This window comes from Pseudomonas sp. DG56-2, assembly GCF_004803755.1.
In the GTDB taxonomy this organism is placed as follows: domain Bacteria; phylum Pseudomonadota; class Gammaproteobacteria; order Pseudomonadales; family Pseudomonadaceae; genus Aquipseudomonas; species Aquipseudomonas auratipiscis.
Map to the genome: position 1 here is coordinate 5,735,771 of NZ_CP032311.1, position 15,151 is coordinate 5,750,921.

Annotated in this window: 13 protein-coding genes; 7 read left to right on the forward strand and 6 right to left on the reverse strand. The window is 58.0% G+C overall.

The genetic code is table 11. The features are described 5' to 3' along the window. Positions 1 to 101 precede the first annotated feature (101 nt). A complete protein-coding gene (locus D3Z90_RS26340; RefSeq protein WP_136478789.1) occupies positions 102 to 1,130 on the forward strand; it encodes a histone deacetylase family protein in 1,029 nt (342 codons plus the stop codon). 19 nt (positions 1,131 to 1,149) lie between these two features. On the opposite strand, the gene D3Z90_RS26345 is transcribed toward D3Z90_RS26340, so the two are convergent. Then, a complete protein-coding gene (locus D3Z90_RS26345) occupies positions 1,150 to 2,679 on the reverse strand; it encodes a PLP-dependent aminotransferase family protein (protein ID WP_136478790.1) in 1,530 nt (509 codons plus the stop codon). 90 nt (positions 2,680 to 2,769) lie between these two features. Here D3Z90_RS26345 and D3Z90_RS26350 point away from each other — a divergent pair, with 90 nt between their 5' ends. The 3 genes from D3Z90_RS26350 to D3Z90_RS26360 are packed head-to-tail and all read left to right on the forward strand — an operon-like array spanning position 2,770 to position 4,547. Further along, positions 2,770 to 3,399, forward strand: coding sequence for an FMN-binding negative transcriptional regulator (locus D3Z90_RS26350; protein ID WP_136478791.1), 630 nt, complete (start codon positions 2,770 to 2,772; stop codon positions 3,397 to 3,399). Positions 3,400 to 3,410: 11 nt separating this feature from the next. Next, on the forward strand, positions 3,411 to 3,857 hold the full coding sequence (locus D3Z90_RS26355) for a GNAT family N-acetyltransferase (protein ID WP_136478792.1): 447 nt from the start codon (positions 3,411 to 3,413) through the stop codon (positions 3,855 to 3,857). A gap of 15 nt (positions 3,858 to 3,872) precedes the next feature. Then, complete coding sequence (locus D3Z90_RS26360) at positions 3,873 to 4,547, forward strand: GNAT family N-acetyltransferase (RefSeq protein WP_136478793.1); 675 nt, start codon at positions 3,873 to 3,875, stop codon at positions 4,545 to 4,547. Positions 4,548 to 4,661: 114 nt separating this feature from the next. Here D3Z90_RS26360 and oadA read toward each other — a convergent pair whose 3' ends face one another. Both oadA and D3Z90_RS26370 read right to left on the reverse strand, forming a co-directional pair. Then, positions 4,662 to 6,470, reverse strand: a complete 1,809-nt coding sequence (oadA, locus tag D3Z90_RS26365) for a sodium-extruding oxaloacetate decarboxylase subunit alpha (protein WP_136478794.1) — start codon at positions 6,468 to 6,470, stop codon at positions 4,662 to 4,664. An 11-nt stretch (positions 6,471 to 6,481) separates the two neighbouring features. Further along, the gene (locus D3Z90_RS26370; protein ID WP_136478795.1) at positions 6,482 to 7,897 is read right to left on the reverse strand and encodes an acetyl-CoA carboxylase biotin carboxylase subunit; all 1,416 of its coding nucleotides are present in this window, start codon (positions 7,895 to 7,897) and stop codon (positions 6,482 to 6,484) included. 189 nt (positions 7,898 to 8,086) lie between these two features. On the opposite strand from D3Z90_RS26370, the gene D3Z90_RS26375 reads away from it, so the two are divergent. Then, on the forward strand, positions 8,087 to 9,049 hold the full coding sequence (locus tag D3Z90_RS26375) for a LysR family transcriptional regulator (protein WP_136478796.1): 963 nt from the start codon (positions 8,087 to 8,089) through the stop codon (positions 9,047 to 9,049). On the opposite strand, the gene D3Z90_RS26380 is transcribed toward D3Z90_RS26375, so the two are convergent. Beyond that, a complete protein-coding gene (locus tag D3Z90_RS26380) occupies positions 8,991 to 9,209 on the reverse strand; it encodes a PA3496 family putative envelope integrity protein (RefSeq protein ID WP_136478797.1) in 219 nt (72 codons plus the stop codon). The two genes, D3Z90_RS26375 and D3Z90_RS26380, sit on opposite strands and share 59 nt — an antisense overlap. A 111-nt stretch (positions 9,210 to 9,320) precedes the next feature. After that, a complete protein-coding gene (gene hexR, locus D3Z90_RS26385; protein ID WP_038616018.1) occupies positions 9,321 to 10,187 on the reverse strand; it encodes a transcriptional regulator HexR in 867 nt (288 codons plus the stop codon). A gap of 103 nt (positions 10,188 to 10,290) precedes the next feature. On the opposite strand from hexR, the gene zwf reads away from it, so the two are divergent. Together zwf and D3Z90_RS26395 are read left to right on the forward strand one after the other, a co-directional pair. After that, complete coding sequence (gene zwf, locus D3Z90_RS26390) at positions 10,291 to 11,733, forward strand: glucose-6-phosphate dehydrogenase (RefSeq protein ID WP_136478798.1); 1,443 nt, start codon at positions 10,291 to 10,293, stop codon at positions 11,731 to 11,733. Positions 11,734 to 11,821: 88 nt separating this feature from the next. Further along, positions 11,822 to 12,154: a hypothetical protein gene (locus tag D3Z90_RS26395; RefSeq protein ID WP_136478799.1), complete on the forward strand. Its 333-nt coding sequence runs from the start codon at positions 11,822 to 11,824 to the stop codon at positions 12,152 to 12,154. Between the two features lie 36 nt (positions 12,155 to 12,190). Here the strand turns inward: D3Z90_RS26395 and D3Z90_RS26400 are convergent, their stop codons facing one another. Then, complete coding sequence (locus D3Z90_RS26400) at positions 12,191 to 15,070, reverse strand: EAL domain-containing protein (RefSeq protein ID WP_256658291.1); 2,880 nt, start codon at positions 15,068 to 15,070, stop codon at positions 12,191 to 12,193. Between the last annotated feature and the right edge of the window lie 81 nt (positions 15,071 to 15,151).

The following is a 15,151-nucleotide window of genomic DNA, read 5'->3' on the forward strand; positions in this document are numbered from 1 at the left end:
CAGACTGGCCATATCGATCCCCTTTTGGCCGTTTTCGCCGTTCAGAACCGGAGCTGGTCCATCAACAATGGGCCCACGCCAGAGACTCCGGAGAACAATAAATGCTGACAATTTATTCTGACGATCATCGCCTTCATCACGGCCGCTGCGAGTTGATCGATGGGCAACTCATGCCCTGCTTTGAAATGCCTTCACGTGCAGACCATGTACTTGAGCGGGTCAAGACCCGTGAATTGGGCCCGGTACAGGGTCCGACAGACTTTGGCCGCGCACCACTGCTACGCGTGCACAGCGCCGATTACCTGAATTTCTTCGAGGGTGCCTGGCAGCGCTGGTCCGCCCTCGGCCACGAGGGTGACCTGCTGCCCTTTACCTGGCCAGCACGAACCTTGCGTAGCATCAAACCCAAGGGCCTGCATGGTGAACTGGGCTATTACAGCTTCGACGCGGGAGTCCCGATCACTGCTGGCACCTGGAAGGCAGCCTATAGTGCCGCGCAGGTTGCGCTGACCGCCCAAGCGGCAGTGCAAGCCGGTGCGCGCAGCGCCTTTGCCCTATGCCGCCCACCAGGACACCATGCGGCAAGCGATGTGATGGGCGGCTACTGCTACCTGAACAACGCCGCCATTGCTGCCCAGGCCTTTCTTGATCAAGGCCACAGCAAAGTGGCCATCCTTGACGTGGACTACCACCATGGCAATGGCACCCAGGAAATCTTTTATTCGCGCAGCGACGTACTCTTCGCCTCGATTCACGGCGACCCGCAGGCCGAGTTTCCATTCTTCCTGGGTTATGCCGACGAGGAAGGCGAAGGTGAGGGCCTGGGTTACAACGTCAATTACCCACTACCGGCAGGCAGTGACTGGGCCACTTGGAGCAATGCTCTGGAGCAAGCCTGTGAACGCATTGCCGCTTATGCGCCAGACGTGATCGTGGTGTCATTGGGGGTCGATACATTCAAGGACGACCCCATCTCCCAGTTCAAGCTCGACAGCCCGGACTACCTGCAGATGGGCGAGCGCATTGCTCGTCTAGGCAAGCCGACCTTGTTTGTCATGGAAGGTGGCTATGCCGTCGAAGAAATCGGTATAAACGCCGTTAACGTCCTGGAAGGATTCGAACGCGCTTAACCGCACGGCAGCGGCGCATCTAGCCGCCCCACGCACGCCGCAGACGTACGAGCGCATCAGCAATATGCGCTTCGTCCACTGCGGCAAAACCCAGCACTAATCCAGCGCGCTCATCCACAGGTGTTGCCGAGTCTGGCAGCCAGTAGTCGCTCAAGGCATTGAGCTCAACGCCGACCGCTTCGGCCTGGGCGATCAACGTCTGCTCACGCGCGTAGCTGTCGACATCGATTTTCAAGTGCAGCCCTGCCGCTACCTCGGGCATGGGACCAATTCCCGGGATATCCACAGGCCACCCCATCTGAAGCGCATTTCGCCGACTCAGGGCGGCACGCCGTACTCGGCGAATATGTCGCTGAAAATGCCCCTGGGCCATGAATTTCGCCAAGACAGCCTGGGTACCCACTTCCGAATGCCTGACAGCCAGCGCCCGACAGCGAGAAAAGGCCTGCACCAACTGTAGCGGCAGCACCAGATAGCCCAGTCGTAATGCAGGAAAAGCAATTTTGCCGAACGTGCCGACATACAGTACACGCCCGCTGCGATCCAGCGCTGCCAACGGTGCCAGAGGCGCGCCGCTGTAACGATATTCGCCGTCGTAGTCGTCCTCGATGATCCAGCCACCCTTGCGCTGTGCCCATTCCAGCAGCTCCAGACGCCGGGCCAAACTCATCGTGACGCCAGTGGGGTACTGGTGCGAGGGCGTCACATAGCTCAAGCGACACTGCACCATGGCATCAAGTGCAGCACAGTCCAGCCCCTCGCTGTCCACCGCAATGCCATGCACCTGCGCTCCCGTCAGAGCGAAGGCGTTACCAGCAGCACGATACCCAGGGTTTTCCACAGCCACCCCATCCCCAGGCTCCAGCAGCAACTGTGCACAAAGGCTAATGGCTTGCTGCGCGCCGCTGGTGATCACAATTTGTTCAGCGCTGCAGGAAAGTCCGCGAGATCGACGCAAATAAGTCGCAATCAATTCACGAAGTTGAGTCTCTCCTGCCGGATCCCCATACCCCAAGGCCTGCGGATCCGGGTTGCGCCAGAATCCCGCCTGCAGCTTGGCCCAGACGTCAAAAGGAAACAGGTCCAGCGCCGGCAAACCGACGCGAAAAGCCCGTGGAGGACCACTTTTTGGCGCAGGCAAATGATGTCGCTGCAGGCGCTCCAAGGGCCCTTTGTGGATAACTTCACTGGATAAAATATCAGTGCTTTCAGGCGAATTTGTGGATAAACCTGTGGAAAAGCCCAGGGATAACCCTGTGGATATTTTTGTGGATAGTTTTGGAAGCTGACTGACGTAGGTCCCGTCACCCACCCGGCTTTCGATGAAGCCTTCGGCATACAGCTGGTCGTAGGCGCGCACCACACTGTTACGTGACAACGCCAACGCAGCGGCCATGTCTCGAGTCGCCGGTAGGCGCGTGCCACTGCTCAAACGGCCATCCAGCACCCGTACGCGCAGCTCTTGGTACAGCTGACGGCTCAAGCCTTGGCGGCGATCAAGAACAATACCCGTGGGGTCGAACGGCAAGCAAAACGGACGCTCGCTCATAACAATGGACCTATCAAATTAGCTGTAAATGGCTCTTAACATAGACCATTAGCCTGCCTAGGATTGAGCCATTCGCCAAGGACAATCCTCATGTTCACACCTTCGAGCTACAAGGAAACCGACCTTTCCCAACTGCAACAGCAAATCGAACAGACACGCTTGGCCGTTCTGGTTACTCACGGCGAGCAGGGTTTGCAGGCCAGTCACTTGCCGCTGTTGCTGGATCGTAGCAAGGGCAGCAACGGTACGCTTTATGGACACTTTGCCCGCGCCAATCGCCAATGGCAGGAATTGGCCGACGGCGCCGAGGCACTGGTGGTGTTTGCCGGTCCCGACGCCTACGTCAGTGCTGGCTATTATCCAAGCAAGCTTGAAGATCCCCGCACCGTGCCAACCTGGAACTACCAGGCCGTGCATGCCTGGGGTCAAGCCGAGGTGTTTCACGATGCCGAGCGTTTGCTCGATATCGTCCGCCGCTTGAGCGACCACCATGAACAGCGCCAGGCCAAACCTTGGTCGGTAGACGACGCACCCAGCGACTACATGGCCGGGATGCTCAAGGCCATTGTCGGTTTTGCGCTGCCTATCGATCGCCTGCAAGGTACCCGAAAACTCAGTCAGAACCGCTCAGCCGTCGATATCGAAGGCGTTCGCTCGGCCCTGGCCAACAGCTCTGATCCCATGGACAACCAACTGGCCACACTGATGCGCCAACCTTGAGGGAACCTGCTATGCCAACCGTAACTATTCGTCCCGTCTGCGCTGACGACCACAATGTCTGGCTGCCACTCTGGCAGGCTTATCTGAGCTTCTACGAAACCCATCTTGACGACGAAGTGACAGCAGTGGCCTGGGAGCGCATGCTTGATCCAGGTGAGCCCACCAATGCCGCGCTGGCCTGGGTCGATGGCAAGGCAGTAGGCATGGTTCATTGGATCTATCATCGATCCAACTGGAGCATCGAGAACGCATGCTACCTGCAGGATCTGTTTGTCCGAAGCGAACAACGTGGCCTCGGCGTTGGCCGCCAATTGATCGAATTTGTTTACGCCACCGCCCGCGAAGCTGGCTGCGCCAAGGTTCACTGGCTGACCCACGAAACCAACGCCACCGCAATCAGTCTCTACGAACAGGTTGCCGAGCGTCCTGGGTTTATCCAGTTTCGCAAACCGTTGTAAACCTGGAGCCTTCACATGAGTGCATCGTTGAACTGGCACCCGGCCAAACGTCCGCAAGCCAAAACCCTGGTAGGTCGCTTCATTCGCCTGGAGAAACTCGATCCCCGGCGCGATCGTGAAGACCTCTGGCAGGTGTTTCAAGGACCGGAATCGGACCCCACGCTCTGGGACTATCTTGCCTACGGCCCCTTTACTGAACGAGAAGACTTCGACCATTGGCTTGATAGCAACGCAGCCAGCAGCGATCCGCTGTTCTACAGCGTCATTGATCTGGCCAGTGGCCAGGCTCAAGGGATTCTCAGCTTGATGTCCATCGTGCCCGACCAAGGCCGCATCGAGATCGGCCATATTGCCTTTGGCGCAGCCATGCAACGCTCACCCAAGGGCACAGAGGCCGTATACCTGCTGGGTAAGTTGGGGTTCGAACTGGGCAACCGCCGCCTGGAGTGGAAGTGCAATAACGACAACGCCCGTTCAAAAAGAGCAGCCGAACGCTTCGGCTTCAGCTTCGAAGGCGTGTTTCGCAAGCACATGGTGATTAAGGATCGTAACCGCGACACAGCCTGGTTCTCGATTACCGACGATGAATGGCCTGCGATTGCGGCAGGCTTTGAGCGCTGGCTAGGGGAAGACAACCAGCGACCAACAGGCCAGCTGCTCACACTGCAAGCCTGCCGGAGTGCCCGCTAGCGTTGGCGTATAAACTTCGCAGCGGGCTGTGCTCGCTGCTATCGCAGACCTAGGCAAAAAAAGGGGAGCAAATGCTCCCCAGAGGTTAACCGCTTGTAGATGAAGGCGTGTAAATCAGCCTTCGATCTCGATCAGGATCTCGCCCGGGTTCACGCGGTCGCCCTTGGCCACGTGAATGGCAGTGACCTTGCCGGCGATGGCCGCCTGGACTTCAGTCTCCATCTTCATCGCTTCGGTAATCAGTACGGGCTGACCAGCCTTGACCATGTCACCTTCCTTGACCAGCACATCGACGATGTTGCCCGGCATGGTGGTGCTGACATGACCCGGTGCGCTGGCCTGCTTACGCTTGCTGCTCCCGCCGCCAACGAATTCATTGAGCGGCTCAAACACCACCTCCTCCGGCATGCCGTCAATGGACAGGTAGAAGTGACGCTTGCCTTCAGCCTTGACGCCAACCCCAGTGATATCAACGCGGTAGGTCTCACCGTGAACGTCGATAACGAATTCGGTTGGCACACCTTCACCACCGGCCGATGCCACCGCGCCGGCCTCAGGAATTGGCAGCAGCACTTCTGGGGTCAGGGTGCCGGCTTCACGCTCTTCGAGGAACTTGCGCCCGATATCCGGGAACATGGCGAACGTCAGCACGTCCTCTTCGGACTTGGCCAGGTTGCCGATATCGGCACGCAGCTTGGCCATTTCCGGCTTGAGCAGGTCTGCCGGACGCACATCGATAACGTCTTCACTACCGATGGCCTGGCGACGCAGATTCTCATCGACCACACCTGGCGCTTTGCCGTAGCCGCCTTGCAAGTACAGCTTTACTTCGTTGGTGATAGTCTTGTAACGCTCACCTGCCAACACGTTGAAGAACGCTTGGGTACCGACGATCTGCGAGGTTGGCGTAACCAGCGGTGGGAAACCCAGGTCTTCACGCACGCGCGGGATTTCAGCCAGCACTTCGCTCATGCGGTTGAGAGCGCCCTGCTCCTTGAGCTGGTTGGCCAGATTGGAAATCATTCCGCCTGGAACCTGGTTTACTTGAACGCGGGTGTCGACAGAGGTGAACTCGCTTTCGAACTGGTGGTACTTCTTGCGCACGGCATAGAAGTACAGGCCGATTTCCTGCAGTAGCTCCAAGTCCAGGCCGGTGTCGAACTCGCTACCCTTGAGGGCGGCCACCATCGACTCGGTACCTGGATGGCTGGTGCCCCAGGCAAAGCTGGAGATGGCCGTGTCGATATGATCGGCACCATTCTCGATCGCTTTGAGCTGACACATGGCGGCCAGGCCAGCGGTGTCATGAGAGTGAACGAACACTGGCAGTGACTGCTCGGCTTTCAAAGCCTTGACCAATTCGCCGGTGGCATAAGGGGTCAGCAGGCCCGCCATGTCCTTGATCGCGACCGAATCGCACCCCATGGCTTCCATCTGCTTGGCCTGAGCGACGAAAGCGTCGATGGTGTGTACAGGGCTGGTGGTGTAGGCGATGGTGCCCTGGGCGTGCTTGCCGGCAGCCTTGACCGCTTCAATGGCCACGCGCAGGTTCCGCACGTCGTTCATGGCATCGAAGATACGGAACACATCGATACCGTTGACAGCGGCTTTAGCCACGAAGGCTTTGACCACGTCATCACTGTAGTGACGGTAGCCCAGCAGGTTCTGGCCGCGCAGCAGCATCTGCAGGCGAGTGTTAGGCAGCGCAGCACGAAGTTTGCGCAAACGCTCCCACGGATCTTCCTTGAGGAAACGCACGCAGGCGTCGAAAGTCGCCCCGCCCCAGACTTCCAGCGACCAGTAGCCGACTTTGTCGAGCTTGTCGCAGATCGGCAGCATGTCATCGGTACGCATGCGAGTGGCCAGCAGGGACTGGTGGGCGTCGCGCAGGATTGTGTCTGTAACAAAGATCTTCTTGGACATTATGGGTTTCCTCACAGGCCTGCGTGGGCGGCAATGGCGGCAGCGATGGCCAGGGCCAGCTCTTCGGGTTTGCGCTTGATCGAGTAGTTGGTCAGTTCCGGATGGCTTTCAACGAAGCTGGTATTGAACTGACCGCTGCGGAACTCCGGATTACGCAGGATTTCCTGGTAATAGGCGGCAGTGGTCTTCACCCCTTGCACGCGCATGTCATCCAGGGCGCGCAGGCCGCGGTCCATGGCTTCTTCCCAGGTCAATGCCCACACCACAAGTTTCAGGCACATGGAGTCGTAAAACGGTGGAATGGTATAGCCGGTATAGATCGCCGTATCGGTACGTACGCCGGGGCCGCCTGGGGCGTAGTAACGCGTGATCTTGCCGAAGCTGGGGAGGAAGTTGTTCTTTGGGTCTTCAGCATTGATCCGGAACTGCAGAGCAAAGCCGCGGTGCTGAATATCTTCCTGCTTGACCGACAGCGGCAGGCCCGAAGCAATACGAATTTGCTCGCGAACGATGTCGATACCGGTGATTTCCTCGGTGATGGTGTGCTCCACCTGCACCCGGGTGTTCATTTCCATGAAGTACACTTCGCCTTCGGCGAGCAGGAACTCCACGGTGCCGGCGTTCTCATACCCCACGGCCTTGGCTGCGCGCACCGACAGGTCGCCAATATAGGCACGCTGTTCCGGGGTCAGTTGCGGGCTGGGGGCAATTTCGATCAGCTTCTGGTTGCGACGCTGAATCGAGCAGTCGCGCTCGAACAGATGCACAACATTACCGAAGCTGTCGCCAAGAATCTGGGCTTCGATGTGCTTGGGGTTGACGATGCATTTTTCCAGGAAGACTTCCGCCGAACCAAAAGCCTTGGTCGCCTCGGAAATCACCCGTGGGAATGCTTGTTCCAGTTCTTCGCGGCTGTTGCAGCGACGAATACCGCGGCCGCCGCCGCCGGAGGTTGCCTTGAGCATGACCGGGTAACCAATGCGGTCACCTTCCTCAAGTGCTTCGTGGATGTCCGCGACGTTGCCTTCTGTGCCTGGCGTTACCGGCACACCGGCCTTGATCATGCTGCGGCGAGCTTCAGTCTTGTCACCCATGCGACGAATGACTTCCGCTGCCGGGCCGATGAACTTAATACCACGCTCAGCGCAGATGTCCGCAAGTTCAGCGTTCTCCGACAGAAAGCCATAACCGGGATGCAATGCATCACATCCGGTTTCCACTGCCAGGTTCACCAGCTTGCGCGGGTTCAAGTAGCCAGCCAGGGGCTCAGCACCAATGCTGTGCGCCTCATCAGCACGTTTGACGTGCAAGGCGTGGCGGTCGGCGTCGGAGTAGATCGCCACGGAGCGAATGCCCATCTCGGCGCAAGCACGCACGATCCGAACTGCAATTTCACCCCTGTTGGCGATCAGGATTTTTTTTATCACTGGAGTATTCCCAAGGCCGCTAGAACAAACGAGCCGGCGGTGCCGGTCGGCGCGTGACCAGTCGTCGCTGGCCAGTCGCATCTTTAACTTAGCGCTGTCTCTGGATAAACAAAAATCAATATTTATTAGGGTGTGCATTAGCAAAAGCTTATAGTGCTGTTACAGGGTTTTGCTGGAGCACCAGGAAAAATGCGTAAGTCATTGATGCGTATGACATTGCGTCAATTGCAGATCTTCAATGAGGTCTGTGATTTGCGTTCGTACAGTCGCGCAGCTGCAGAGATGAATTTGACGCAACCCGCCGTTAGTCTACAAATCCGCCAGCTCGAAGAACTGGTGGGGCAGCCCTTGTTCGAGTACGTCGGAAAAAAGCTCTATTTGACCGAGGCAGCAGAAGCGCTTCAACGCGCTAGCCGCGATATATTCGGCCGCCTCGAAAGCCTCGATATGCAGCTTTCCGACATGCAGGGCTCACTACAAGGGCAACTGAAGCTTGCGGTGGAGTCGAGCGCCAAGTACTTCGTCCCGCACTTGTTTGCCGCCTTCAAGCGCATGCATCCTGAGGTTAACCTGACACTCAACGTGGTCAACCGTGCCCAGGCTATCCGCCGCCTCTCGGACAACCGGGACGACTTGATCATCATGTCCATGGTGCCACAGGACATGGGCCTCGAATTCCTGCCATTCCTCAACAATCCAATCGTCGCCGTCGCCCCTCCCGACCACCCACTGTGCAAGCTGGAAAACCTGCGCCTGCAGGATCTGGAGCCGCATACTCTACTGGTTCGCGAGCAAGGCTCGGGAACACGCAAGGCCTGCGAGGAGTACTTCAAGGAAAAGCGCGTGCACTTCGCCCAGACCCTGGAGGTGGCTTCGACCGATGCCCAGCGCGAGTGCGTAATTGCAGGCCTGGGCATTGCCCTGCTGACTCGCCATGCGCTTAACCTGGAGTTGGCTACCGGCGTACTACGGGAGCTACCCGTTGAAGAGCTGCCGCTTTATCGCAGTTGGTGCGTGGTGCAGGCCAAGGCAAAACGGCAATCACCGGTGGCCTTGGCCTTTCTAGCATTCATTCGCAGCGAACGTGCGCAAATCAGCACACTTGTTGAGCGTTTTTCGGGGACTCTGCCGCAGATACCTGCCACAGGTTAATCGCCTTCAACTCCGGGTAGTCGGCGATTTCCTGGAGCAGGCGACGCTGCTCGGAGTAACTTTCAATCGCGCGGCGAAACTCCATGCGGCGCTGATCTTTCTCCTGTTGCTTGCGGGACTTGGCGCTGGGCTGATACGAGCCATCGAATTCACGAGCCATTGCATATCTCCCTGATCGAGTGCGGGAGTTTCAGCCTGACCTCGCGGCATTACGGTTTGGCGGCGTGCCAATGACAAATCGATGAACCCGAAGAGCCAGGGTAAATCCGTATCAGTCGTCCATTGCCTTGATCGACTTGGGCGACAAACGCAGGCTGCGCAAGCTGCGCTTAACGCTCTTGAGGTGATTGACCAAGCTTGGGCCACGCGCCATGGCCACGCCCATGGCGAGCACATCGATCACCACCAAGTGCGCAATACGCGACGTCAGAGGAGTATAGATTTCGGTATCTTCGTGCACGTCGATGGCCAGATTGACCGTCGACAATTCAGCCAGAGGCGTCTGACTAGGGCACAGTGTAATCAACGTGGCCCCGCTCTCACGCACCAGGTTGGCCGTAATCAGCAAGTCCTTCGAGCGACCCGACTGGGAAATACAGATAGCTACATCGCCAGGCTTGAGCGTTACCGCCGACATCGCCTGCATGTGCGGGTCGGAGTAAGCTGCCGCCGTAAGCAGCAGGCGGAAAAACTTGTGCTGGGCGTCCGCCGCTACCGCACCGGAAGCGCCAAAGCCGTAGAACTCGACGCGCTGGGCCTGGGCCATGGCGGACACTGCCCGCTGCAGGGCCTGGGGATCGAGATGCTCGCGCACTTCCATCAGGGTGTGCAGTGTAGTGTCGAAAATCTTAAGGCTATAGTCGGCGACCGAGTCGTCTTCATGAATGGCAAACTGGCCAAAACTGGCGCCGGCCGCCAGGCTTTGTGCCAGCTTGAGCTTGAGATCCTGGAACCCTGAGCAACCAATGGCGCGACAAAAACGTACGATGGTCGGCTCGCTGATTCCAACGCTGTGGGCAAGATCGGCCATGGAGCTGTGCATGACGGCTGCTGGATCCAGCAGCACATGATCGGCAACCTTGAGTTCCGATTTGCGTAGCAGATGGCGCGACTGGGCGATGTGTTGCAACAGATTCAAGGGCAGGACTCGGTTATGATCGACTGACCGGGTTGTAGCTTTCTTGTAGTTATACTACATGACCGGCGACCCGCCCAGCTAAACGAACTGTGAGAGTAGTGATTTGACTATCCCGTGCGACATCATGGTGTTCGGCGGCACCGGTGACCTGGCCCTGCATAAGCTACTTCCGGCGCTCTATCACCTGTATCGCGAGGGCCGTCTCCATATTGCCGTACGCATCATTGCCCTGGCCCGGCGCAACCTGCCACGCAGCGAATACCTGAAGCTGGTGGAACGCCACTGTCGCGCGCAAATTGCCCGCAATGACTTCGATGAAGATGTCTGGGCACGCTTTTGCGCGCGTCTGGACTACTTCTCCATGGATGCCGCCCAAAGCGCCGACTTTGGCCGTCTGGCGCGGTTTCTTGGCGAAGCCGGCGGCTTGACTCGCGTTTACTACCTCGCTACTGCCCCGAACCTGTTCGTACCCATCGCCAACCATCTGAAAGTGTCGGGTCTGGCCGATAATGAGGCGCGCATCGTTCTGGAAAAGCCTATCGGCCACTCGCTGGAATCGGCCACGGCTATCAACCAGGCCATCGGCGCAGTTTTCGATGAGTCACAGGTTTTTCGAATCGACCACTACTTGGGCAAGGAAACCGTGCAGAACCTCATGGCGCTGCGCTTTGCCAATGCCCTGCTCGAACCGGTATGGCGTAACAGCCAGATCGATCATGTTCAGATCAGCGTCTGCGAAACGCTCGGCGTGGAAAATCGCGGCGCCTATTACGACCGTGCCGGCGCCACCCGCGACATGCTGCAGAACCACCTACTACAGCTACTTTGCCTCGTCGCAATGGAGCCACCCGCGCAGTTCGAAGCCGAGGCTGTGCGTGATGAAAAGGTAAAGATCCTGCGAGCGCTGAAGCCGATCTGCGGTCAGGACGTGCAAGACAAAACCGTACGCGGCCAATACGGTGCGGGCAAGATCGGCGGGCAAGAGGTTCCTGCGTACTACTTCGAGAAAGATGTCGATAACGACAGTGATACCGAAACGTTCGTCGCCGTTGAAGCCCATATAGAAAACTGGCGCTGGGCCGGCGTGCCCTTCTACCTGCGCACCGGCAAGCGTATGGGTAAGCGCTCCTCGCAGATTGTCATCCAGTTCAAACCCGTGCCTCATCGCCTGTTCGAGGGCGACCAGGCTAACCAGTTGCTGATCCAATTGCAGCCCGATGAGCGCATCAGCCTGCAAATGATGACCAAAACGCCCGGCAAGGGGATGCGCCTGGAGCCCGTCGAACTGAATTTGAACCTGGCGCAGGTATTCGGCCAGACACGCCGATGGGATGCCTACGAGCGCTTGCTGCTGGATGTGCTCTCAGGCGACTCGACCCTATTCATGCGCCGTGATGAAGTCGAAGCGGCGTGGACCTGGATCGACCCAATCCTCAATGGCTGGCAGGAGCACTTTCAGGCCCCACGTCCTTATCCTGCCGGCGCCAACGGACCTGAGCAGGCTCATAGCCTGCTGGCACGCCAAAGCCGCGCCTGGCACGACTGAAGGTTTTCCTGCTGAATCTGACAGCCTCTATTGCTCGATGATGGACCTGCAATCCGCATTGCAAACCCTTTATCGAGGAATGAAAGATATGACTATCCAAAGCAAAGACTGGCATGCTCAATATGACCGCATGCCAAGTACTGAAGGCCCATGTTTTCGAGTCCACGGCACCGTAACCGTGGACAGCCCAGCAGTCACTCCAGTACTGCTCATGGCTCAGAAGTTAATGGTTATGAATGAACCTGAAGGCATCGACCTGGAACTGATACTCGAGCGAAAAGAAGGCACATTCCTTACGGTCGTTACCGAGAAACAGGTCACCTTCGAAATGCGTGAGAGCAACCGCGACATCACTTGCGTACGTGTGCATTACGAGGGTAACTTGCTGTGCACCATCAACGACATCATGACCACATACTGATGTTCTCGTGGCAGGCCTTCATTTCTGAAAGGCCTGCTACTCCATGAAGCTCGCCATGCTTCGTCCGAGCAGGGCACTGAATGCAGCCGCGCCTACGGGCTTGCTGATCAAGTAGCCTTGCACTTCGTCACACCCCTGTTCACGCAGCAGGGTAAGCTGCTCCATCGTCTCCACGCCCTCGGCCACCACTTTAAGCTCCAGGCTCTTGGCCATTGCAATGATCGCCCGGGTTATGGCCGCATCTTCACTGCCTTCGTGCAGGCCACGTATAAAGGCCTGATCGATCTTTACGTAGTCCACCGGAAAGCGCTTGAGATAGCTGAGTGACGAATAACCGGTTCCAAAATCATCGATAGCCAGCTTTACGCCGAGCTCATGCAATTGCTCGAAGGTTGTAATGATGTGTTCGACGCTATCGAGCAGTTGGCTCTCGGTCAGTTCCAGTTCCAACAGATGCGGCTCCAGACCGCTCTCTTCCAAGACCTGACGGACCAGGCTGACCAATTTGCCCTGTCGCAACTGGTGCACCGACAGGTTCACCGAGACCCGAATCGGCGTCAAACCCTGGCGCTGCCATTCGCGGGCCTGCCAGCACGCCTGGCGCAGTACGAATTCGCCAATAGGCGCGATCAGACCTGTCTCCTCAGCAAGTCCGATAAATTCACTTGGCGGCACCATGCCCCATTGTGGGTGCTGCCAACGCACCAACGCCTCGGCCGCCAGTAGTCGCCCCTGACGCAAGCACAACTTGGGCTGGTAATAGACCAGCAGTTGTCGCTCCTCGATGGCTTTGCGCAAATGGTTCTCCAACTGCAGCCGCTCAAGTGTGCTGGCTCGAAGATTCTCGGTGTAGAACTGGAAGCTGTCGCCGCCCAGATGCTTGGCATGTTGCTTGGCCATATCTGCCTGGCTGACCAGAGCACCCACGTCGAAGGTGGCATCTGACAACAAACTGATGCCTACGGACGCACTGATCACCACCTCGTGGCCATCCAGACGCTGCGGCACACGTAATTTGTCGAGTAGACGCGTTGTGACCCTGACCAGACTGGAAAGGTTGTTATAGCCATCGAACAACACGGCAAACTCGTCACCCGACAAACGCGCCACGGTGTCGGCCTCGGGCACTGCATTGGCGATACGTCGGGCCATTTTCTTGAGCAACTGGTCCGCCAGCTCATGACCAAGACCTTCGTTGAGCAGCTTGAAACGATCCAGATCAATGTGCAGTAACGCCAGGCTCCGGCCATTAACGCGAACCCGCTGACCGGCATCGTGCAGGCGCAGGCGGAAAAGTGCTCGATTGGCAAGTCCCGTCAGTTCGTCGTAATGGGCCAGGTAACGCAGGCGCTCTTCCGACTCACGACGAGTCGATAGATCGGTAAAGAAACCCACAATGTTGCTGATGCTACCGCGAGCGTCGCGTACACCGTTCAATTGCAGCCACTGTGGGTACAGGTCTCCATTCTTGCGCGCTTCGACGAGCTCACCCTGCCAGCGCCCCTGCTGATCCAGCGCCTGTTCGATGGCGGCACTGTGCCGTCTTGCATCGCGGCTGCAGGGCAATTCCAAGGCATTGCGCGCAAGCAACTCTTCACGACAATAACCGGTGACTTCGCAATACGCCTGGTTGACCGCCAGCAATTCGAAATCAGGACCAAGAATGGCAATGCCTTCGCTGGCCGCCTCGAACACTGTTGCTGCCAGGCGCTGCTGTTCTTCCTGTGCCTTCTGCGCAGAAATATCGCGACGCGTACCTAGCATGCGCAAGACCTTGCCGTTGGCGTCGTGCTCCACCGCCTTGCCCCGGTCTTCGATCCAGCACCAGTGTCCGTGGCTATGGCGTATGCGGTACTCGACCCGGTAATCCTCGGTGCGACCCTTGAGATGCTCAACCAGTGTGCGTCGTAAAAGCGGCAGATCATCGGGGTGCAGACGAGGTTTGAGGTCGTTGCGTACACTGCGTACCTGGGCCTGTTCGAGGCCGAACAGCTCTCGAAGCTGGGTATGATGGATTTCATCTGTTTCCAGGTTCCAGTCCCACAAGCCCAGCTCGCTGGCCTCCAAGGCCAATGCCAGGCGCTGCTCACTCTTGCCTAGCGCTTGATTGGCCTGGTCCAACTCCAGCCCGCGCTGAGCTACCCGCGACTCCAATCCCGTCTGGGCCTCCCGCAGTTGCTCTTCTACCTGTCGTCGCTGTTCAACTTCGCCAGCCAGAGCCTGATTCAGACGCTCACTGCGCAACTGCACGGCCTGCAGATGTTCAATCAACGCCTGGTTCTGGAAGCGCTTGAGCAGGCCGCCTTCGATAAGCCGATTGACCTGCCAGGCGACTACCAGCAAGGCACCGAGCAAAATCAGGCCCAGCCAGCCCCAGCCTCGTTGTTGCTCATCGCCAGTGCAGAACAAAAAGACAATAGGAGGCAGCAAGCACGGCAAAGTGAAGCTGAGGAAGGCGGGCAGACTGACTGCGTAGGCGATGCTGGCGGACAACGTCGCCGCCCCGAGCAAGCCGAACACCCACGCCTGTTGCACAAAGTTATCCACAGGGACCAGGGCAATGGCTGCGCTGGCCAGGGTGAGTCCGCTGAAGGCCGAACCGAATAAAAACATTCGCCACCAGGCTGGCTTGGCCTGGCGCTCCGGCATCGCGGAGTCAAACGCTGCGACCTGGATAACTCTGAGTGCTACCAACGCCATCAACCAGACTACCCAGACGCTGACCTGTAGGTAACGCGCCGGGCTCCACAGCATCCAGGCACAGACAAGTCCATTGAGCAGCATGAATAAAGTGGGCAGCAGCGAGCCTTGATAGAGCAGACGGGTGCGCTCTACCGCCAGTTGCGTAGCGAACTGTTTGCGAATGCTCCCGCGCGCGCCCAGCGGCACATCAACGGGGCTGGAACCAGATGTCATAGGCAGTGTTCTTGTAATGGTCAGCCCTAAACGTGCACGGAGCATACACAAGCAGACAGCCACGCCAAAATGCTCTGGATC

What these genes read in the sequence shown, in the direction of transcription:
- D3Z90_RS26340 (WP_136478789.1), top strand. Translation starts at nt 102, where the DNA reads ATGCTGACAATTTATTCTGACGATCATCGCCTTCATCACGGCCGCTGC.
- D3Z90_RS26345 (WP_136478790.1), bottom strand. Translation starts at nt 2,679, where the DNA reads ATGAGCGAGCGTCCGTTTTGCTTGCCGTTCGACCCCACGGGTATTGTT.
- D3Z90_RS26350 (WP_136478791.1), top strand. Translation starts at nt 2,770, where the DNA reads ATGTTCACACCTTCGAGCTACAAGGAAACCGACCTTTCCCAACTGCAA.
- D3Z90_RS26355 (WP_136478792.1), top strand. Translation starts at nt 3,411, where the DNA reads ATGCCAACCGTAACTATTCGTCCCGTCTGCGCTGACGACCACAATGTC.
- D3Z90_RS26360 (WP_136478793.1), top strand. Translation starts at nt 3,873, where the DNA reads ATGAGTGCATCGTTGAACTGGCACCCGGCCAAACGTCCGCAAGCCAAA.
- oadA (WP_136478794.1), bottom strand. Translation starts at nt 6,470, where the DNA reads ATGTCCAAGAAGATCTTTGTTACAGACACAATCCTGCGCGACGCCCAC.
- D3Z90_RS26375 (WP_136478796.1), top strand. Translation starts at nt 8,087, where the DNA reads ATGCGTAAGTCATTGATGCGTATGACATTGCGTCAATTGCAGATCTTC.
- D3Z90_RS26380 (WP_136478797.1), bottom strand. Translation starts at nt 9,209, where the DNA reads ATGGCTCGTGAATTCGATGGCTCGTATCAGCCCAGCGCCAAGTCCCGC.
- D3Z90_RS26395 (WP_136478799.1), top strand. Translation starts at nt 11,822, where the DNA reads ATGACTATCCAAAGCAAAGACTGGCATGCTCAATATGACCGCATGCCA.
- D3Z90_RS26400 (WP_256658291.1), bottom strand. Translation starts at nt 15,070, where the DNA reads ATGACATCTGGTTCCAGCCCCGTTGATGTGCCGCTGGGCGCGCGCGGG.